Raw genomic sequence first — 19,252 nt, 5'->3', positions numbered from 1 at the left:
GCCATGCCGAACCCCAAGCGCAAGCCGCGCGACCCCAAAAAGAAAGGGCCGCCCCCCGCGAAGAAGACGACCCCGAAGCCGACCAAGAAGACCGGCAGTGTGCAGAACAAAACCCGTGGCAATGATCGCCGCGCACAAGCCGCAAACGACACGCTTTTTCCCAAGGTCAAGGCGCGCCCGCTGAGCACGGCGCAGCAGCAGCATTTGACGATGGAAGAACTGCGCGCCAGCGAATGGGTCACGACCCATACGTTGAGGGCGGTGGGGGTGCACCACCCTGCGGGCCGCCTGAAGGAGCTTCGCGACCGGTACGGCTTCGACATCGAGACCACGCTTGTTGATAGCTGGGACTCCGACGGCTTCAAGCACTGTCGTGTCGCGCGGTACCGCCTCGTTGGCCATCCGCAACTCGGCCTCGACTTCGGCCGCGAAGCTGCGAACGATCCCGTCTCGCCGAAGAAGGGCTCGAAGGAATGAGCCCGACCACCCACGCCACGAGCGCCAAGGAACTCACCACCCTGGGCGCGCGCCTCGCGCTGGCCGGCGGACAGCTCAACGTCGAAATCGGCCTCGATGGCCGCACGCGTTATCTCGTCGAACTGCGTGGCCGCGTGCGCACGCTTGACGACATCGGCCAGATTGAAATCCTCGCCGATCTGATCGAGGGCTCCAATGGCCCGCATTAGAAGCATCAAGCCTGAGTTTTGGACTTCGGAGCAGATCATGAATCTGTGCCCGCTGGCCCGCCTCGCCTTCATCGGCCTGTGGAACTTCTGCGACGACGGCGGCAATCACCCCGCCAGCGCGCGCACGCTCAAGGCCGAAGTGTTCCCGGGCGACGACGCGCTGACCTCGATTGAGGTTGATGGCCTGGTTGCCGAGATGCTTGCGCAGGGCCTGCTTGTGGCCTATGAGGCAGGCGGCAAGTCCTACTGGCACACCGTCGGTTGGCACCACCAGCGCATCGACAAGCCGACGATGAAGCATCCTCCGTTCGCACCTTCCGCGACGCCGGCTCGGCTACCCGCTGGAGATGATTCGAGGAGTTCTCTTGGAGTCCTCGACGAGGAATCGACGAATGCTCTCGGAGCCCTCACCCCCGGAGTGGAGGGGAAGGGAGACGAAGGGAGGGGAGACGATGAAGATGGTGAAAGCTCTGCTGCCGCAGAGCCCTCGTCGGCCGGCGACAACTGTCCTCATCAGCAGATCATCGACCTGTACCACGAGTTGCTCCCGACCGCACGCCGCGTGAGCGAATGGACGCCAGCACGCCAACAGGTGCTGCGTGCACGCTGGCGCGAGAAGCCCGAACGCCAAAAGCTCGATTGGTGGCGTGACCTCTTCGAGTACATCGCGAAGTCCGACTTCCTGTGTGGCCGCACGACGCCGACGCCCGGCCGCCCGCCCTTCTACCTGAGCCTCGACTGGCTATGCACCAGCAGGAATTTCCTGAAGGTCATCGAGGGTGCATATGAAAACTGATCCGCCCGAGAACCTCATTCCCGAGGCGCTGTCGAGCGAGCAGGCCGAGCAGTCGATCATCAGCATCGTCCTCGGCTGGCAAGCGGCGGTCGAGTCGATCGAGTTCCTCAAGCCCGAGCACTTCTCGAAGCCGTACACGCGAGCGATCTACACCGAGTTGCTCAAGCAGATCAACGACGGCAAGGGCGCGAGCGTGACGACGCTTCATGACGCGGTGCATTCGGTCATCTCGCTGGAAGACCTGCACGCCATTGCGCAGAGCCACGACTTCAGCGCTGGCGGCGTGGTGCGCCTCGCGCAGACGGTGGTCGATCGTGCCCGTGCGCGCCAGTTGCACGCCGTTGCCGCCGCGATTGGCGAGATGGCATTCGAGACCACGCCCATCGCCGGTCGCATCGACCGTGCGCAGGCCGAGATCGCGAAGCTACAGACCGTGGAAGACGATGGCGACTGGGTGGACGCCTACAGCGCCGCGCTGCGCCACACGGCCGTGCTGGAGCGGCGTGAGTCCGGCGAAGATCGCGGCATCACTACGGGCCTGACCGACCTCGACGAGTACCTCGACGGCGGCATGCAGCGTGGCAGTCTGATCGTTTTCGGGGCTCGCCCTTCGATGGGCAAGACAGCCATCGCCTTGACCATCGCCCTGCACGCCGCCGAGACGCACCACGTGGGCTTCTTGTCGATGGAAATGTCCGAGGCCGACATCATGGATCGTCAGACGGCCGTGCTCGGGCGACTCAGCATGAGCGCGATCAAGCGCCCGAAGAAGGCCCTCGACTTCAGCCGCGTGCTCGACTCGGTGGAACTCGCCAAGTCGCGCAAGTTCTTCTTCTCCGACAAGGGCGGCTTGAACATCCTGCAGGTGCGCAGCAAGGCTCGCGCCCTGAAGCGCCGGCACGGACTTGACGTGTTGGTGCTCGACTACATCGGTTTGATGTCCGGCCTCGACTCGCGTCAGCCGAGGGCCTACCAGATCGAGGAAATCAGTCGCGGCCTGAAGGCCCTCGCCAAAGAACTCGACATCGTTGTCCTGTGCCTCGCCCAGGTGAATCGCAACTCGACCGAACGCGCCAATCCGATTCCTGGCCTGAGCGACCTGCGGGACTCCGGCGCCATCGAGCAGGACGCCGATGTCGTCGCCTTCATCCACCGGCCAATCATGACCGACCCGACGAAGACCGATTTCGCCAACTACGGCGTGCTGCGCATCGCAAAGAACCGCCAAGGCCGGTGCGGCGACGTGCATCTGCACTACGAGGGTGAGCAGACGCGCTTCACGGCGTGGGGCGGCCCGCCCCCGACCGAAAGCCGAGCCAGCCCGCCCGCCAAGGGCTTCCGTGGCAAGGCCTGACGACATGACCGAGCACCTCCACCCGCAACAACCTCAATTCAACCCAGCCAGCACCACCATGACCGACAACATCAGCACCAGCGCCGCCGAACCATCCGGCCACGCCAACTTCACGCAGGCCGAGCCCGGCACCATCCACTCATCGCGGTACTGCGGGAACTGCTCCCATCTGCGCTCCGACGTTGATGCGGATGAGCACCCGGAAGGCATGTGCGGCCGCTTTGGCTGGGACTTGCTCAACGAGGACATCGCGCGCTGCACCGGCCACCAGACCGACGGCGAGAAGGTCATCAATCTGCACCGGCCTGCGCGGGCCATGGATGCTCCGACCGAATGGGGAACGTCGGCAGCGTACCTTGACACCCTGGCAGAGGTGCTCCGCTTCAAAGAAGCCGGAGACACGAAATCGCCCGACTTCCTCAATTCCATGTGCGAGTTGATCGAATCGGCGCCCCAGAGCTACTTCGACGGGCTCGATGCCATGCAGGCCGGCGCCGCCGCCGAGTGGCGGACGTGGGCGGTCGGCCATCGCGCGTGGCTGCAAGGCCAACAGGACCGGATCGACTACCCCGATTTTTACCAGGGGCTGAAGGAGATCGGTGAAGCGATCGCCTTGCATGGGGAAGACGCCGTGCACGGCAGCCCCGAGTACGCCGACCTGTTCGCCGACCTAATGCTCTGCGCACCGCCGCGTTTTAAAGCAGAGGCCGACCGCATTCTGGGACCGCTTATCCCCAAGGCCACGCACGTCAACGACAACGGCGAGCCGGTGTACGCCGTCCAGCAGATCGCCGAAAAGCTTGGTGTGCCGATCGAGAGGGTCGAAGCCGACATCGAGCGCTTCATCGCCCCGGAGCGCCTGCATCGCGGTCCGACCCATCCGATTCAGTGAGAAGGACCAGCAAATGAACATCACCGCCACCATGACCGCCAAAGCCCCGGAAGTCGCGTCAAACGTCTTCGACTGGCAGCAGCACCGGGTCGCCACACCGGAGCCGCTTCCAATTCCGTCGATGCCGGTTATCGCCGAGATCGAGGCCCCAGCCGAGTCCGATGCGTACGCTTCGCCTGCAGCAGCGGGCGATCCGTTCGCGGGCCTTGTGCCGAACGCTGCCCGCGCCGCACAACCTGCCGCGAACGACGACACTGCCCCGGCCGATCAAGTGGAGCCCGCTCTGGGACAGAAACGCAAGTCCGCCAGGGTCAAGAACGCGGTGTTCGAGGGCCGCGCCGAAATGCAGCTTCGCCGTATTACCTCTGAGCGCCTGATCCGGGCTCGCGAGGCCAGTGGCTACGGCCAGCGAGAAGCTGCCAGCGAGATGGGCTATGAAACGCCCGCTCAGCTTTCGCAATGGGAGTCGGGCCGCCGCTTCCCGCCGACGAGTGAGTTGATCAAGCTCGCGAACTTGTACCTCGTGAGCATTGATTTTTTGCTGGGTCAAGCTCCGGAAATGCATCGCGACCACGCCGCCGGCCTGCGCACTTCGATGCTGCGCGGTGTGCGCACTCAACTGAGCCGCTGCGCGGAGGTAGTGGTTGCGGAAGTCAGTCGGCACGCACGCTTGGCTGGGGTTGACTCGGGGAGCAGGGAGCAATTCATCGCAGCGGGTGCCGAGCTGCTCGACGCCGTGCGGGGCCTGGAGCGCCTCAATCGCGGCTGCATCGACGACATGCGCGGCGGCGCGACGCTGGCCTTCAAGTCGGAGGCCTTCGAGCAAGCCCTCCATGACGCGAGGCGCCATCAGCGTCTCGCCCAAGCACTCGACAACGACCTGCGTGAGCGTCTCGGCCGCCTGCCCGACGGCGACATCGACCTCGGCGTAGAGGCCTGATTGATCACTTCCGCCGTTGGCGGAGGTCCATCCCGAGGCATGCGACGCCCTTCGCGCAGATCGGGAAAGTTAGACCCAGTCGAACGTCCAAGCCGCACGACCATGCACAGACCGCAACTCACGAGCACCAACCAATGCAACTTAACAGCCCCGACGACGACCTGCTCGATAGCACGCAGGTCAGCGCCGAAATGCTCGGCGGGCGCATCAAGCCCCGCACGATCGATTCCTGGCGCAGCCCCAGCCGCGCGCAGCCGCTGCCGTTCGTGAAGGCCGGCCGCAGGTGCCTCTATCGCCGCAGCGCCGTCCGCGAGTGGCTGGCGCAGAACACCAGCGCGCCCAAGGTCTGACCCGAATGTGCGCAATCGCCATGCTGCTCGCCGTCACCCGCGCTCACTGCAGCGCCAAGACGCCCGCCAGCCCCGCCAAGCCCCTCAATCCGTCGGCCCGGTGCACCACCAGCCCCATCCATACCGCGCTCGCCAAAACCCGCCTCAAGGACCAACCCGTGCCCACCTTCGCAAAAAGCCCCCTCGCAGACGCCGATGACATGAGCGCAGCGACCATAGACGCGATCCTCGCCGTCCATGCCGATGGCGAGGTCCAGCGCCAAGCTGCTGTAGTCCGTGCAAAGCTTCTTCACGTGATCGAGTTCGCCGCGCTGCGCTCCGAAATCGCGGCGGCCGTCAGGGCCATCGGCACGCACTCGACTGACGACCTCACGCCGGCCGGTGTCGTCGCCGTCCTGCGCCAGCGCGCCGCCGAGCTGGATGACACCCTCGACGATGCCCGCGCAGATCGCGACACCCATGAGGCTGTTCGTAAGGCCCGCATGGCCCGCATCGAGCCCCTGCGCCGCGAGGTTTCGCAAAGGCTCACGGTCCTCGCCAACGAACGCGAACATTGCTTCGTTCGCCTGGACGCTAGTCGCCGCGCGTCGACGATGGGGGGCGTCGGCGGAACGATGCGCCATGCCAACCTGCTTGCGGCGGGCCTGACCAACGAACAAATCAATGCTCTCGGCCCGGCGGCCCAATCTTCCACTGAGCAGGAAGCCGCCATCCGGGCGCGCATTTTCGAGATCGATGCGGAGCTGGCTCCCCTCCGCTCGTACGTTGCCAGCAGCGATGTCACGCAACTGGCCGCCCTGGGCCTCGACGCCCTGATCGCGCAGGCTCACCCTGATCGCGACGGCGCCGAGGTCACCGCATGACGACCCGCAGCCCGACCGAACTCCGCAAGCGCGGCCCGCAGCCCGGCGTGTCACGTGGGCAATACAAGCCCCGCGCCATCAAGGCGATCGAACCGCAGACGCCAGAAGAGCTTGCCACACTGGATGCGGGCACGCGCGAGTACTGGGGTGACCTCTACGACCGCAACGCCAAGGTCTTCGCCCGCGAACTAGGCCGGACTGTTTTCGTGCGGACCTACCTGCCGCCCGCGCCCGAAGGCGATGGCACCGCGAAGACTTGCTCCCGCTGCGGGCTTGATTGGCCGCTGGACCATTTCAGCCCCAGCCGTGGCGGGCGCCTCGGTGTGAAAGCTGCGTGCAAGTCCTGCTGTGCGAAGTACGCCCGCGAGCGCGCCAATAACCCAGAAGGCAAGGCAGCTCGCGCACGTGCGGACGCCAAATTCCGCGCCCACCTCGCAGCCGAGGAACGCCGGCTCAAGGAAAAGGCCGCATTCATCGAAACCGCCAGCAAAACCCCTGCGGGCCGGGCGCTCCTGGCCGCCCTCGGGATGATCCAAGGGACGCATCAGGAGGGTGGGAAATGCTAAGTTTTGTTAACCTCTTTCTAAGAATCATTGAAATTGACTATCGGGCGTCTCGGCGCGCCAAGCTGCCGGATCAACCCGGAGAAAAGCTGACAAAGGCGAACTTTTCGCGTCGTTCTTCGCGCGGGCAGGAGGCAATGTCATGAGCGGCATCCGCGTCGGAAACGCCGAGTCCGCGCTGAATCGACTGCGCCAGCATGATCTTGAGAGGCGCCGTACCGCCACGACGATATTGAGCCCGACGGCTGTAGCGGGGAAGACCTCGCCGGCCAAGGTTCTGTACACGACGCTCGGCGGGGTCGCGCGGCCGATAACTCAACAAGACCTCGCCACATTTCGCACTCGCATCGCCGAGGTCGGCAAAGACCTGCGCAGCGGCGTCACGGCTGCGGAGGCGATCAACCTGAGTCGCCCGATCGACCGAGAAAGGGCCAACAAAGAAATCCGCTACGCCGTGCCGACGCTGGTGCGCGGTGGTGAGGTTCGCTTCCTGACGGACAGCGGCCCTCAGAGCAAGGTAACGCGCCACCATACGCGCATCGAGTTCGTGAACTGGTCCGCAGCAATTGCTCGACCGGCGACCGCGCTGCAGTCGGCCACGTGGCTCTGCCGCGAAGGTTCGCTGCGGCTGGAGTGCCAATGCGAGGCCTTCACGTTCTGGGGCTTCAGGTACATCGCGTCGATCGGAGGCTATGTCCTGGGAAGAAAGGAATCGGCCTATCCAAAAATACGGCAGCCGACCCTGGCCGGTTGCCTCTGTAAGCACCTGATCCGTACGCTCACGACGTTGCAGGCCGACACCATCGTCCGCAAGCGAATAGCGGATGCAATCGAGGGTGAGCGCCGTCGCCTTGACATGCCGACGCGCGCAAAGCCCGTTGCGGTGCGCGTGACGCAGGCGGAGGCAGATCGAATCACGACGGGCCGTTCACGCCGCATCGTGGTCAATCCCGGTCAGCGCGGTGCCAAGCTTCCGCAGCCGGCCAGTGCGAGCGACATCCAGACCGCGCTCAGGGCGTTCACCGGCAAGCGCGATATGAACAGTGTCGCTATCGCGCGCGCGCTGCAGAACCTGCTCGCTGCCCAGCAGAAGGCGGTACGGCCGTGACCACTGACCAGAACCTCCAGGGCCGCGCGGCGCGCCTGCTCGCGCTCATGGCAATCAGCCGTGCACGCCGCGCTTTGATCCCTTCCATCAACCCTCAAACGCCCGCAAGGCGCCAGACCATGCCCTATCGTGAACCCGAGCCGACCAACGAAGTAAAAACTATCGCCGCCGACCTGCTGCAAAGCATCGCACTGGGCGCTAACGGCACACCCTTTGACAGCAGCACGCCCGAGGGGCTCGACCAGCTGCTCGATGCCGAAGCCGAGGGGCACGCGCAGCCCGAAATCGTGAGTCATGGCTCGTTGCGCTTTCGCGTGATCGACGGTGATCCCGTTGAACTCGCGGTCGCGTGCGGCGCGATCGAAGAAGGCGCACCGCCCTCCCTTGCGCTGCTTGTTGAGTTCGCCGACGACGAAGGCGCACCGCATCCTTCCACGGGGCAATACCTGAACGTCGCGACTGACGAGCCGGGAGTGAGCATTCTGTTCCGCATTTGGATCACGAGCGCTGACCTCCATGACCCGGGTGCGCCCGACCTCGGTCCTGGTGCGGTGCGCAACGAAGCACTCGCAGCCATCGACGACCACCCGCGTCGCGGTCTCATCGTGCAGGTCATCGGCGAGGCCGACGACGAGGAATCGGCGCAATGACCACGCTCGCACGTGCCGGAAAGGCCGCCCGTGCACCGGCCGAGCACCGTCAACGTAAGACCGTGCTCGACGATGTGATCGCGCTGGCGGACGCGAGCGTGGCCGCATGCCGGGAAGAACTCAACCGTGCGGCGGCGGACCGCCTTCGCGAGCAGGCGCGCAGGCTCAATCAAATCGTCCGCGAGCATGCGGACCGCAGCGAAAGCTTAGGCCCCTCCGGCCTCCGGATCGCTCCGAGGCGCATCGCACCCCCCACCCCTCCGCCGAAGCCATGCGACCCCGACACCTTTGTCGCCGCTATCGCAAGCCGGCTTCGGCACCCCTGAAAGGTAAATCACGTGGCTTCTGGTTTTAGACACGACGCCGCCGGCTTTTTGGTCGGCGAGATTGTCGAAAGCAACCGCGATCTCATGCGCGCGCAGACGCAGGGCGTCGCCATCTGGAAGACGATTCGCAACGACGTGAAGGCGATCGCGCGCGCCGTGGGCGCCGAGGTCTCCAACAACGTGCGCATGAGTCGGCCCGGCGCTGTGCCGCGCGCGCCGAGCGTACGCACGAGCGGGGGCAACTATGTGGGCGGCCCGCGCGCGGCGGTGGCGCAGCCTGCAGCTCGCGGCGCACCCGCGCAGCGCTCCGCCGTTTCGCGCGCCTCGGCCGCAGTGGTGGTCGCGCAGCCGCGCGGAACGAACGGCCGATTCGTAGCAGGCCAGCGTCCGGCCAGGGGCGGTGGCGACGGTGGTGGTTCGAGCGGCAGAACGCTTGGGCGTATGAATGACGTTCTCGGAAAGCTGGCATCGAGCCTGCAGGTGGCCGACAACGTTGACCCCATGCTCAACGCGGCCAAGGAAATCAAGGACGTGGTATCGCCCTTGGGTAGAGGGCTTTTTAGCCTGTTGGGCCGCACGGCCGAGCGCAAAAAGGAACGCTGGTATCAGCGAATCTTGAAGGCGCTGGCGCCCGGATCGCAGAAGGCGCAACAGCAGCAGGGCGGCGGCGGCTTCTTCGGCATGGGGGCCGATGGCGGAATGCTCGGGAGCCTGCTCGGCACTGCCGGCGGCTCGGCCGCTGGTGGCCTGCTCGGTGCGCTGCTGGGCAAGGGCGGCAAGCTGCTGAAGGGCGGAGGCGGCCTGCTGCGCCGCATCCCGATCCTGGGCGCGCTGCTCGCGGGCGGCGGCGCACTGGCGTCGATCTTCGGCGGCGGTACGCGGGATGAAAAATTCCGAGGTGTCGGCGAGGCGGGCGGGATGCTCGCGGGCGGCCTCACAGGCGCGAAAGGCGGTGCACTGCTCGGCGCCTTCGGCGGTCCGATCGGCGCCGTCGTGGGGGCATTGCTGGGCGGTGCCGGCGGCATGCTGCTTGGTGAGAGGTTCGGCGCTCAAGTTGGTCTGTGGACGAAATCCCTTGTCGATGCAGACCTGCCCGGAAAGGCGGCCGAGGCGTTCAAGGTCGCGACGGCGGCTATTGGCGCGGCCTGGGGCTCGCTGTCCAGTGATGCGAAAGCCGCCTGGGACGACATCACGACGAAGGCGAGTCAGTGGCTCGATAGCGCGAGGGCCGGGCTCGATTCGGTAGGCAAGACATTGGGCGACGCCGGCAACGCAATCAACACATGGGTCGAGGGCAAGACCGGCATCAACATGAAAGGCGCCGCCGGCTCGGCCGCGACCAGCGTGAGCAACGCGGCGGGCTCGGCCTGGGATGCGACCAAGAACGCCGCGAGTGCCGGCTGGTCGGCGGCGAAGGGCTACGGCTCGGACGCGCTCGACGCGGCGAAGGTCGGCGCCGCCGCTATGGTGCCGAACACCGTGAAGCGCGCCTACGATGCCGGCGCCGCTGCGGCGAGCAAGGCCGGCAGTGCGGTGCGCGGCGCGTTCAAGGGCGCAGAGGCCCGCGCGCAGGAGACGGGCAAGGCCTATGCGGCCGGCAACATCGGCGGCCTGGACGACGCGCAGACGCGTGCCCTGGTGGCCTCCACGGCCCTGACCGAGAGCGGCGGCGGCAAGCTCGACGTGGTGAACAAGCTCGGGTTCGCAGGGCGCTATCAGGCCGGCGCAGGGTGGCTGGCAGACGCCGGACTGATCAAGGGCGGCGCCAGCGCTGTGAGGGCCGCTATGAAGGCCGACGGCTACACGCGCGAAGCCGACTGGGGCAAGGCCGGCGGCATGACTCGGTTCCTGAAGGACGACAAGAACTGGAACGGCGGCATGACGTATGACGGCTTCCTCAAGAGCGCGAGCGTGCAGGACGCCGCGTTCAAGACGAACTCCGACGCCACCTACCGATCGCTGATGAAGAGCGGCACGATCAATGCGAACACGCCGCAGGCAGAGGTCGCGGGGCTACTGAAGGCTCGTCACCTCGCGGGCTTGGGCGGCGCCATGGCAGTCGCAAGAGGTGGCACGGGGGCGGTCGATGCGAACGGCACCAGCGCAAAGAAATACTTCAACGACGTGGCGCTGGACAAGAATGGCTTCAACGCCTCTTATCGTGGGGTGGTTTCCGCCGGCTCGACGGCCTCGATGCTGGCCTCTTCGAGCGTGCCGTCATCCGTGCCGGCGACGATCCCGAAGGCAGCCGAGGTGCGCGATCCGGCTGTACCGTTGAACGGGGCCGGGGCAGGACGCGGCACGATCAACATCAGCACGCCCGAGGTCATCGGCCAGAACGTTTCCGACAGAGGAATCGCGCATATCGCGAGCGGCGGCCTCGGAGGGGGCGCGACGGGCGGATGGTAGGCCCAACTGGTTTGCCAACCGGCGCCCGCCGCTACCATGGTGCCCAAGGAGCCCACACCATGACCGAAGCCGAGGCGCGCGAGCGCATCCGAGAACTGGGGAAGATCGTTCTGGCCGAACGCCGCGAGCACGACGTACGGAATGCAGAACTCTCGATCGTCTGCTCGCTGCGAGCGCCCGGCGCTGGCGCTGCCGAAGGCGTTATCTACAAAATCGCTGGGCGCGAGGTGACGCCGGCAGAGGCGGCCCGCCGCATGCTGGCGGCGTCTAAGTGAACAACGGTGACGACCACATGCGAGAAAAGCGCTGCGCTTCCCGGTAGTGGTCCTTTGCTCTTCGGGCTGGCGCCTGGGCGGGCCGGCTGAACACCGGGAAATGTTGCGGCACAGCAATACTGGCGTTTCTACCCCCTCCTGGGCGACAGATTGGAGGAAAATGGGTGGCCGAGAACGGCGCCCCGCAGCACTCCCGAACCCCCATGCTCATTACTCACGAACGCGAAAAGCTGATTGAGGCCGTGGCCTTCTTCGCTGCGAACGTGCGCAAGCTGGGGAAAACGAAGCTCTTCAAGCTGCTGTATTTCCTCGATTTTCAGCATTACCGGGACACAGGCCGCTCTGTGACCGGCCTGCACTATTCCGCGTGGAAGATGGGGCCGGTGCCGGTGTCGCTATTCGAAGAGCTTAAGCCGGGGGTTTCTTGGGACGGCAAGGTGGCCTTCGAGTCGATCTCGTGGGGCGGCAAGGAAATGCTCACGCCGAAAGCGCTCGGCCCGTTCGATTCCAAGCATTTTTCTCGGCGTGAGATCGCGCTGCTGAAAGGCCTTGCGAAAGATTTTCGAGACGCAGACGCTGAGACGATGATTGAGAAAACACACCTTGAAAATTCCCCGTGGCATCAGGTGTGGGAAGGCCAAGGGGCTCGACAGGCCCCAATCCCCTACGAACTCGCGCTGAGAAAAGGCAATCAAGAGGCGATGTCTGCACTGTCTGCGGCGCGCCAAGAACTTATTGACGCCCTTAGCCGATGACACCGGGAGCGGTGCTTTTTCATCGGCGCTTTGTGTTCGCCGACGGGGCCTCGGCGGACAAGTATTTGGTCGTGCTTGCGGCCTCTGATCGCCACCTCCTTGTGGCAAAGACCACATCCAACGGGACGCACTACCGCTCGGATCATGGGTGCCAAGCCGGTAGCTTTTTCGCCGCATTCTTGCTTACGCGCGGCTGCTGCTGTCTGCCGCTGAGCACTTGGATTTGCTTCAACGACTTCTACGAACTGTCTCTCACGCAAGTGCAGAGCGGCATTGTCGATGGCTCAATTCGTCAGTACGGGATGCTCGACAAAGAGCTGACACGCGATGTGCAGTTTTGCGCCGCATCGACTGACGACGTGAGTGAAGAGCAGGAAACACTGATTCGAAGCTGTTTCGTGGCCGTCAAGTGAGACTGTGGCGAGGTCGCTGCAGATTGCCTATGAAAAAGCCCGCCGAAGCGGGCTGGTGAAGCGATGCGGTGTCTCAGGCGCTGAGGCTGGCGATCTCATCGACAAGCCTCGAAAACTGCGCCCTTTGGTCCACCGTGAAGCTGCGCGCCTTGACGGCGTGAAGGCCCTCGCCATTGGGGTCTGACAGGCCGGTAGTGTTCATCAGGTCGTCAAATTCGCGCAGGTAGTCCTGGAGGCTCGGTTCCAGCGTCGACCGATTGAGCTTGTCGAGGCCAAGGGATGCTTCGTGCATCGCCGTCGTGATGCTGCTCACTTCGCCATTGATGTGCGGCAGCATGAGGGCAGAGCGAGCGGAAGCGAACTTTTCAGAAAGGTAGGACATGCGATCGAGTGGTTGAGTGTTGCAGCCTTATGGGCCGGCCATGCGGCAAAAATCAGGGCCGTGCACCCGCTGGCGTGAGCGGGAAACAAAGCCGCGAGGACCGGCAGAACCGACCCGCGTCAATTTTGCCTGAACGAGACTTTCGGCCCGGTCGCTGGCGCACCGCGCGGCCATGACACGGGGCATCATCACCCATCATTCACAGCGTGGAGGCCATGTGACCGGCGAACAATCAGCGCAAAGCTCCGAGCCCGACGACGAAGACGACGAGGCCCTGACCGAGGGTGAACGCGTAAGGCGAGTCGCACTTCTGACCCACCATTGCATCGACAACATTGCATGCTACCGCGCAGGCTGGGCGACCAACTCCAAGGGCGAGAGGCACGTCGTCGTGCAGCGCAATTTCTGGATCAGAGCGAATGGCAACTTCCTCGATATCGCGGTGTCGGAGTGGTGCAAGGTCTTCGCGGACAAGAAGAGCAAGCACCACTTCGCCCGCGTCATCCCAGAGCCCGCGACGCTGCTTGCCGGGCTCACGGCAGCTCTCGGGATGGACGAAGCTGCCTACGGCGCGCTGATTGACGGAGTCAGGGAATATCGCGATAAATTTGTCGCCCACCTTGACGATCAGCGGGTGATGAACGTCCCTGCGATGCAACCGCTACTCGACAGCGCGGTCTTCTTGTACGACACCTTGTGCACGAACGAGGCGACCGTGGTTCATCTGACCGGGTTGCGGCCTGACGCCAAGGAGTTCTATGACCAGCGCTTCGCCGAGGCCTTGGCCGAGTACCGCCGTGCCGTGCCCCCTGCGGCATCAAGCTAGGCTACTTGGCTCCAACGTTCAGGGCCGCTGGACGGCCGCGAGTCGCCGTGGAGCACACGCAGAAACACTGGACAAACATACAGTTGTTATCTACCATGAAGCGATGGAATCGATGCCCGCCGCCATCTGGATCGACGCCGTAGCGCACCGGCTTCATCGGCATTGGCGTACCGTCGGTGCGGAGCAGCTCGAAGAGGTCGCCGCCGACCTTTGGCGTGATCCACGGCTGCGCGAGTTGAGCCCGGCTGACGCCGTCGTCGTATGGCTGGAGCCGCTGGAAGATGCGCCTCGCCCGCCTTCGTGAACGGCATGGGAGAATGTTTGTATGGAAACCGTCAGCATCACAATTGCCCTGGAGGATGAGTCGCGTGGCTACGCGATTTCGCCCCAGCGCGTGCCGCTGGCGCTGCTGAGCAGCTTCACTGCTGACGTTAGAGATTTCGTTCGCGGCAGTGAGAAGGAGGTCGATCCGGCCGACTTAGACGTGGCCGTGGTGAAGGGTTCCTTCGCGGTAGCTGTGCCCCCGGTTTTCGCGCCGCAGTTGTTGCACGACATTCAACAGCTCCAGAAATCAGTCGACCTGTCGAAGATCGACGCCAAGCGGCGAACCATCATGGAGCGCTGGCAGAGCGGGGCCAAGGCTTCGCTCTCGCGCGCAATCCGCATCGCCTCTGACGCGCTTGATCGCGTGATCGTGATCGATCACACCACGGACTTTCACGCGCTCGACATCGAGAAGTGGGTGGACGTGGAACGCTACATCCAGGGCGAACTGATGGACCTCGGCGGGGTCCGGGAGTCGAACGCTCACATCAAGCTACCCAACGGCAAGACGCTGACCGTGCGCACCGACAAGGACCTGATCAAGGCGAAGGCCGACAACATGGTCTATCGGGTCGTGCATCTGCGCATCAAGGCGAAGTACAACCTCGAAACCGGCGAGATGAAAGACCCGACGCTAATCGAGTTCGTGAACTACGCGCCGAAGTTCGATGCTGACGCCTTTGACCGGCTCACCCGCAAGGGCGCCGAGGCGTGGAAAGATGTGGATGACCCCGCGCAGTGGGTGCGTCAGCTACGAGGCTCCAACGAATGAACGGCGTGCTGCTCGACACGAGCTATCTGATCACCCTCAGCGACCCCACGCGGGCGAACCATGCAACTGCCAAGCAGTACTTCGTCAAGCTGATCCAGCGCGGCGTGATGATGTACCTGTCGACGATCGTGGTGTCGGAGTTTGAGGTCAAACAGCAGGTCGACGATCTAGGCCTGCACAACTTCATCGTGCTGCCCTTCAACATCGACGATGCAAAGGCCGCAGCGAGCCTCACGCTGGCCGCGGTGGCCGCGCGGCCTGAGGGCTATCCACGCAACACCGTCAAGGATGATGTCAAGTTGCTTGCGCAGTGCGAGATTTCAGGCATCTCTCACTTCCTCACCGACGACGACAGATGTGTGACGCACATCGAGACCCTGCGCAAGACCTACGGCACGCGTGCGCTGCCGTTTGGCGTCTTCTGCGGGGACGCATATAGCGAAGCGTGGTTCAACGCTGGCAACCAAAACGCCCTGCAGTTGGACGACGAGGCCGCCTGAGGCGTCCGCCGAGTGAGTGCAGTCGGGGGCGGCGGGTTGCGGTCGAAATCAATCGAACAATGCGTCTCGCGACGAGGCCTGTCGCTTTGGCTTCGTTGGCCCCTTGCGGGTGTTGATCGCGGCAATGAGACGGCTGATCCGCTTGTCGTGCCCGACATACAACTCGCGCAGGGCCAACTCCAAGATGTCGAACGCGTTGAACAGATCGTCGCGGCTCAGTTCGTCCGTGTGGCTGCCGGCGTTGCCCAGCCACTTGATCGCCATAAGAGCAGCATGAGCGTTGGGCTGGCTGGCCTTGATTCGCTCGATGCGATCGTGCAGGATCATGCGTTTCTTGTTTTTCGGGTTGGTCTTGGGAATGCGCCGCGCATCTAAGAGGCGCTCGACCGCCGTGCGGATGTGATTGGCTGCGGCCGCCTGATCCCCCCACGACGACACGAACGCAAGCTTGATCTCCGCCTTTGCCGCTTCAGGACAGGCATCAGGAACTTCGATCAGCGGCGGCGACGGGTTGAAATGAGTCGGCGTGAAGACAGCCGTGTAATTCATCTCCCGCCGCTCCCAGTCCGGGTCTTCAACCAACTTGCCTTCGGCCGCGATGGTCGCCGATTCTTTGCATCTGGGGTTGTCGCACATCACGAGGGCGACACCCCTCATCCTGTCCCACTCCGGGTCATGCGCCTCGTGTTTCGAAGCTTCTCTCGACGCAGCGGTGTCGAGATGCTTGAGGGAATCGGGATGAAGACGAAGGTGCCCGCCGCGGCATGTCATGCACGGCCAGTTGGGCGAGTCGTCCTTGTTGAACGAAGCGGTGAACAGTGCGCGGTCTACAGGCATCGCTCGATGCTACTGGTTGAGGGGGTCGACCGCGGCAATCGCACCGATTCTGTCACCAGACTGTCACCAGTAGACTCATGAAAAAAGCCTGCTACCGATTTGATAGCAGGCTTTCTAGCGTTTCCGCCATGTTGGTGGTGGGCCCTGAGTGACTCGAACACTCGACCTACGGATTAAGAGTCCGCTGCTCTACCAACTGAGCTAAGAGCCCCTGCGCTGTAATCGCTTTGCGTTTTCAGGCAAGACCACGAGTATATCCCAGAATTTTCGGGTGTCCAAAAAAATTGTGAACCGCGGCGTTAGGATGCGCCACCGACGGGGCCATGCCCCTCCTCAATCAGGAGCATTTTCTTATGAGCGATGCAAACACCACGCCTCATGTCGTGATCACCGGTGCCGCAGGCGCGCTGGGTCGTGCCGTGGCGCAGCACTTCCTTGACCAGGGCGCGCGTCTTGCGCTGATCGATCACCACGCGGGCCGTCTGGCCGAAGTCTTTCCGGGGCTGGACAACTCGCAGCACCTGCTGCTTGCAGGCGACGTGACCTCGGCGCCCGACATGGCCGAGCTGACCGGCCAGGTGCTCAAGGCCTTCGGCCGTGTCGACGCACTCGTGCACATCGCCGGTGGTTTCGAAATGGGCGAGGCAACGCATGCACTCTCGCGCGCGAGCTGGGACCGGATGATGAATCTCAACGCATGGTCGTTCGTCGCGGTGACGCAGGCCGTGCTGCCCTCGATGATCGAACGCAAGGCCGGCCGCATCGTCGCGGTGACGGCAAAAGTCGCGGCGCGCGGTGTGCCGGCGATGGCCGCGTACATCGCATCGAAGAGTGCGCTGCAACGTCTGGTGGAGACGATGGCGGCCGAAGCCGCACCGCACGGTGTCAACGTGAACAGCGTCGCGCCGAGCGTGCTGGATACGCCTGCGAATCGCCAGGCGATGCCCGATGCCAATCCGGCCGAGTGGGTGTCGACGTCGGTCGCAGCGCAGACCATCGGCTTCCTCGCATCGACCGCAGCCGCGGCGTTGCACGGCCAGCATCTGACGCTCGATACCTGAGCGCCAAAAAGAAAAGGCCTTGGCGGTTGCCAAGGCCTTTTCAAATCGGTTGGTGGAGAGGATGAGGATCGAACTCACGACCTCCGCATTGCGAACGCGGCGCTCTCCCAGCTGAGCTACCCCCCCAACACGACGTAAATTCTAACCAGACTCCCGTCCCGGCGCACGTTGTCGTGCCAAGATTCGCGCCTCGCAAAACCAAGAGCAGCAATCGCATGGCCTCGTACGACCCCGCCTGGCTGGAAGGCATGTACAACAACCTCGCGCGGGTGAAAAACCATCCGGCGTACTTCGAGCGGTGGACGCGTGAATCGGCCGCGGTGCGCGACGCCTTGTCCGGGCGGATCGACCTGCGCTATGGCGAGGGCCCGAACGAGACGCTCGACATTTTCCCCGCACCGATTCCCGACGCACCAGTCCTGGTCTTCATCCACGGCGGCTACTGGCGTGCGATGGACAAGAGCCAGCATTCCTTCATCGCACCGCCGTTCAACGACCGCGGCATCTGCGTCGTCGTGCCCAACTACGCGTTGTGCCCCGGACCGGTCGAGGCGCCAGTCACCGTGCCGGGCATCCTGCTGCAGATGGTGCGTGCGCTCGAATGGACCTGGCGGCACGTCGCGGCCTATGGCGGCGATCCCTCGCGCATCACAGTTGCCGGTCATTCGGCCGGCGGCCATATGGCGGCGGCTTTGTTGTCCTGCGATTGGAAGGCGGTTGCGCCCGACCTGCCCACGCAACTGGTGCGCAACGCGCTCTCGATTTCCGGCTTGTACGATCTGCGTCCACTGCAACGCACGCCGTTCCTGGAGAACACGCTCAAGCTGACCGATGCAGATGCCCGTCGCGCAAGCCCGGCGCTCTGGCCCGCGCCGCCACGCGGTCAGCTCTACGCGGCAGTCGGTGGCGAAGAGAGCCCCGAATTCATCCGTCACAACGCGATGATCCGCGATGCCTGGGGCCGCAACGCAGTGCCGGTGTGCGAGGTGCTCCCAGGCCTGGACCACTTCGGCGTGGTCGACGCATTCGCCGATCCGGCCCACTCGTTGCACCGCCACGCGGTGCAACTGCTCGAAGCCTGAGCGACACCGCCCGGGCAGGACGCTTACATCAGCAGGTGTTCGCCCTCGTTGGCGCCGCCCAGCGTGACGTAGTTGACCTTGCGGATGTCCATCAGCGTGCGGCCGCCCGCGTAGCTGATCGAGCTCTGCACGTCCTGCTCCATCTCGACCAGCGTGTCGGCCAGCTTGCCCTTGATGGGCTCGAGGATGCGCTTGCCCTCGACGTGCTTGTACTCGCCCTTGTTGAAGTCGCTGGCCGAGCCGTAGTACTCCTTGAAGAGCGTGCCGTCGACGTCCACCGTCTTGCCCGGCGACTCTTCATGGCCCGCGAACAGCGAGCCGATCATCACCATCGAGGCGCCGAAGCGCACGCTCTTGGCGATGTCGCCGTGGTCGCGGATGCCGCCGTCCGCAATGATCGGCTTGGTCGCCACGCGCGCGCACCACTTGAGCGCCGACAGCTGCCAGCCGCCCGTGCCGAAGCCGGTCTTGAGCTTGGTGATGCAGACCTTGCCCGGGCCGATGCCGACCTTGGTTGCGTCGGCGCCCCAGTTCTCGAGATCGATCACTGCTTCGGGCGTGCCGACGTTGCCGGCGATCACGAAGGCCTTGGGCAGTTTCTCCTTGAGGTAGCTGATCATGTTTTTCACGCTGTCGGCGTGGCCGTGCGCGATGTCGATCGTGATGTATTCGGGCACCAGGCCCTGGGCGACCAGTTGGTCGACGGTCTCGTAGTCGGGCTTCTTCACGCCGAGCGAGATCGAGGCGAACACGCCCTTGCCCTGCATGTCCTTGACGAACTTCACGTTGTCCAGGTCGAAGCGGTGCATCACGTAGAAGTAGCCGTTCTGCGCGAGCCAGAGACAGATCGACTCGTCGACCACCGTCTTCATGTTGGCCGGCACCACCGGCAGGCGGAAGGTGCGCTCGCCCAGCGTGACGCTGGCGTCGCATTCCGAGCGGCTCTCCACGCGGCACTTGCGGGGGAGCAAAAGAATGTTGTCGTAATCGAAAATCTGCATGACCAGGCTCCTGAAAGGAATCGTTGAAAGAAACGAATGAGCGCTTGGTCCGGCCGGCTTTCGCGATGCGTTTCGAAAAGGAAACGC

The 19,252-nt window shown here is 64.2% G+C and carries 25 protein-coding genes and 2 tRNA genes; 22 read left to right on the top strand and 5 right to left on the bottom strand.

Features of this window, described 5'->3' with window-relative positions:
- Positions 1-3 precede the first annotated feature (3 nt).
- From ACSFA7_RS22620 to ACSFA7_RS22545, 16 genes are all read left to right on the top strand, one after another.
- Positions 4-477 (top strand): helix-turn-helix domain-containing protein, encoded by a 474-nt coding sequence (locus ACSFA7_RS22620; RefSeq protein WP_435501442.1) that lies wholly within the window; start codon positions 4-6, stop codon positions 475-477.
- A complete protein-coding gene (locus tag ACSFA7_RS22615; protein ID WP_435501441.1) occupies positions 474-686 on the top strand; it encodes a hypothetical protein in 213 nt (70 codons plus the stop codon). Before ACSFA7_RS22620 ends, ACSFA7_RS22615 begins: the two co-directional genes overlap by 4 nt.
- The gene (locus ACSFA7_RS22610; RefSeq protein WP_435501440.1) at positions 673-1,482 is read left to right on the top strand and encodes a hypothetical protein; all 810 of its coding nucleotides are present in this window, start codon (positions 673-675) and stop codon (positions 1,480-1,482) included. Before ACSFA7_RS22615 ends, ACSFA7_RS22610 begins: the two co-directional genes overlap by 14 nt.
- Positions 1,472-2,836: a replicative DNA helicase gene (locus ACSFA7_RS22605; RefSeq protein WP_435501439.1), complete on the top strand. Its 1,365-nt coding sequence runs from the start codon at positions 1,472-1,474 to the stop codon at positions 2,834-2,836. Before ACSFA7_RS22610 ends, ACSFA7_RS22605 begins: the two co-directional genes overlap by 11 nt.
- A gap of 4 nt (positions 2,837-2,840) precedes the next feature.
- A complete protein-coding gene (locus tag ACSFA7_RS22600; RefSeq protein ID WP_435501438.1) occupies positions 2,841-3,728 on the top strand; it encodes a hypothetical protein in 888 nt (295 codons plus the stop codon).
- Positions 3,729-3,741: 13 nt separating this feature from the next.
- Positions 3,742-4,668, top strand: a complete 927-nt coding sequence (locus ACSFA7_RS22595; RefSeq protein ID WP_435501437.1) for a helix-turn-helix domain-containing protein — start codon at positions 3,742-3,744, stop codon at positions 4,666-4,668.
- A 134-nt stretch (positions 4,669-4,802) separates the two neighbouring features.
- On the top strand, positions 4,803-5,018 hold the full coding sequence (locus ACSFA7_RS22590; protein ID WP_435501436.1) for a helix-turn-helix domain-containing protein: 216 nt from the start codon (positions 4,803-4,805) through the stop codon (positions 5,016-5,018).
- A 5-nt stretch (positions 5,019-5,023) separates the two neighbouring features.
- Positions 5,024-5,881 (top strand): hypothetical protein, encoded by an 858-nt coding sequence (locus tag ACSFA7_RS22585; protein WP_435501435.1) that lies wholly within the window; start codon positions 5,024-5,026, stop codon positions 5,879-5,881.
- Positions 5,878-6,447, top strand: coding sequence for a hypothetical protein (locus tag ACSFA7_RS22580; protein WP_435501434.1), 570 nt, complete (start codon positions 5,878-5,880; stop codon positions 6,445-6,447). The genes ACSFA7_RS22585 and ACSFA7_RS22580 overlap by 4 nt, the downstream gene beginning before the upstream one ends.
- Positions 6,448-6,586: 139 nt before the next feature.
- Positions 6,587-7,552: a hypothetical protein gene (locus tag ACSFA7_RS22575; protein WP_435501433.1), complete on the top strand. Its 966-nt coding sequence runs from the start codon at positions 6,587-6,589 to the stop codon at positions 7,550-7,552.
- Complete coding sequence (locus ACSFA7_RS22570) at positions 7,549-8,202, top strand: hypothetical protein (protein ID WP_435501432.1); 654 nt, start codon at positions 7,549-7,551, stop codon at positions 8,200-8,202. The genes ACSFA7_RS22575 and ACSFA7_RS22570 overlap by 4 nt, the downstream gene beginning before the upstream one ends.
- Positions 8,199-8,528: a hypothetical protein gene (locus ACSFA7_RS22565; protein ID WP_435501431.1), complete on the top strand. Its 330-nt coding sequence runs from the start codon at positions 8,199-8,201 to the stop codon at positions 8,526-8,528. The genes ACSFA7_RS22570 and ACSFA7_RS22565 overlap by 4 nt, the downstream gene beginning before the upstream one ends.
- A 12-nt stretch (positions 8,529-8,540) precedes the next feature.
- Positions 8,541-10,937: a hypothetical protein gene (locus tag ACSFA7_RS22560; protein WP_435501430.1), complete on the top strand. Its 2,397-nt coding sequence runs from the start codon at positions 8,541-8,543 to the stop codon at positions 10,935-10,937.
- A 59-nt stretch (positions 10,938-10,996) separates the two neighbouring features.
- Positions 10,997-11,212, top strand: coding sequence for a hypothetical protein (locus tag ACSFA7_RS22555; RefSeq protein WP_435501429.1), 216 nt, complete (start codon positions 10,997-10,999; stop codon positions 11,210-11,212).
- Positions 11,213-11,415: 203 nt separating this feature from the next.
- Positions 11,416-11,967: a Panacea domain-containing protein gene (locus ACSFA7_RS22550; RefSeq protein WP_435501428.1), complete on the top strand. Its 552-nt coding sequence runs from the start codon at positions 11,416-11,418 to the stop codon at positions 11,965-11,967.
- Entirely contained in the window at positions 11,964-12,380 is a 417-nt protein-coding gene (locus tag ACSFA7_RS22545; protein ID WP_435501427.1) for a hypothetical protein, read from the top strand. The genes ACSFA7_RS22550 and ACSFA7_RS22545 overlap by 4 nt, the downstream gene beginning before the upstream one ends.
- 73 nt (positions 12,381-12,453) lie before the next feature.
- On the opposite strand, the gene ACSFA7_RS22540 is transcribed toward ACSFA7_RS22545, so the two are convergent.
- Positions 12,454-12,762, bottom strand: coding sequence for a hypothetical protein (locus ACSFA7_RS22540; protein WP_435501426.1), 309 nt, complete (start codon positions 12,760-12,762; stop codon positions 12,454-12,456).
- Positions 12,763-12,934: 172 nt separating this feature from the next.
- Here ACSFA7_RS22540 and ACSFA7_RS22535 point away from each other — a divergent pair, with 172 nt between their 5' ends.
- From ACSFA7_RS22535 to ACSFA7_RS22520, 4 genes are all read left to right on the top strand, one after another.
- Positions 12,935-13,588, top strand: coding sequence for a hypothetical protein (locus ACSFA7_RS22535; protein WP_435501425.1), 654 nt, complete (start codon positions 12,935-12,937; stop codon positions 13,586-13,588).
- A 112-nt stretch (positions 13,589-13,700) separates the two neighbouring features.
- The gene (locus tag ACSFA7_RS22530; protein WP_435501424.1) at positions 13,701-13,892 is read left to right on the top strand and encodes a hypothetical protein; all 192 of its coding nucleotides are present in this window, start codon (positions 13,701-13,703) and stop codon (positions 13,890-13,892) included.
- A 21-nt stretch (positions 13,893-13,913) separates the two neighbouring features.
- Positions 13,914-14,684 carry a hypothetical protein gene (locus tag ACSFA7_RS22525; protein ID WP_435501423.1) on the top strand — a complete coding sequence of 257 codons (771 nt, stop codon included), beginning with the start codon at positions 13,914-13,916 and terminating at the stop codon, positions 14,682-14,684.
- Positions 14,681-15,184, top strand: coding sequence for a type II toxin-antitoxin system VapC family toxin (locus tag ACSFA7_RS22520; RefSeq protein WP_435501422.1), 504 nt, complete (start codon positions 14,681-14,683; stop codon positions 15,182-15,184). Before ACSFA7_RS22525 ends, ACSFA7_RS22520 begins: the two co-directional genes overlap by 4 nt.
- Before the next feature lie 48 nt (positions 15,185-15,232).
- Here ACSFA7_RS22520 and ACSFA7_RS22515 read toward each other — a convergent pair whose 3' ends face one another.
- Entirely contained in the window at positions 15,233-16,021 is a 789-nt protein-coding gene (locus tag ACSFA7_RS22515; protein WP_435501421.1) for a DUF4145 domain-containing protein, read from the bottom strand.
- A gap of 135 nt (positions 16,022-16,156) precedes the next feature.
- A tRNA-Lys gene (locus ACSFA7_RS22510) sits at positions 16,157-16,232 on the bottom strand.
- Between the two features lie 142 nt (positions 16,233-16,374).
- Here ACSFA7_RS22510 and ACSFA7_RS22505 point away from each other — a divergent pair.
- The gene (locus ACSFA7_RS22505; protein WP_435501420.1) at positions 16,375-17,082 is read left to right on the top strand and encodes an SDR family NAD(P)-dependent oxidoreductase; all 708 of its coding nucleotides are present in this window, start codon (positions 16,375-16,377) and stop codon (positions 17,080-17,082) included.
- A gap of 50 nt (positions 17,083-17,132) precedes the next feature.
- Here ACSFA7_RS22505 and ACSFA7_RS22500 read toward each other — a convergent pair.
- Positions 17,133-17,208, bottom strand: a tRNA-Ala gene (locus tag ACSFA7_RS22500).
- An 89-nt stretch (positions 17,209-17,297) separates the two neighbouring features.
- Here ACSFA7_RS22500 and ACSFA7_RS22495 point away from each other — a divergent pair.
- Positions 17,298-18,164, top strand: coding sequence for an alpha/beta hydrolase (locus tag ACSFA7_RS22495; protein ID WP_435501419.1), 867 nt, complete (start codon positions 17,298-17,300; stop codon positions 18,162-18,164).
- A gap of 23 nt (positions 18,165-18,187) precedes the next feature.
- On the opposite strand, the gene ACSFA7_RS22490 is transcribed toward ACSFA7_RS22495, so the two are convergent.
- Entirely contained in the window at positions 18,188-19,165 is a 978-nt protein-coding gene (locus ACSFA7_RS22490) for a GMP reductase (protein ID WP_435501418.1), read from the bottom strand.
- Positions 19,166-19,252: the final 87 nt, after the last annotated feature.

This window comes from Variovorax trehalosi (genome assembly GCF_051216415.1).
Classification (GTDB): Bacteria; Pseudomonadota; Gammaproteobacteria; order Burkholderiales; family Burkholderiaceae_C; genus Variovorax.
Note: the sequence above shows the minus strand (reverse complement) of the source record. Positions and strands in the feature narration are given on the sequence as shown.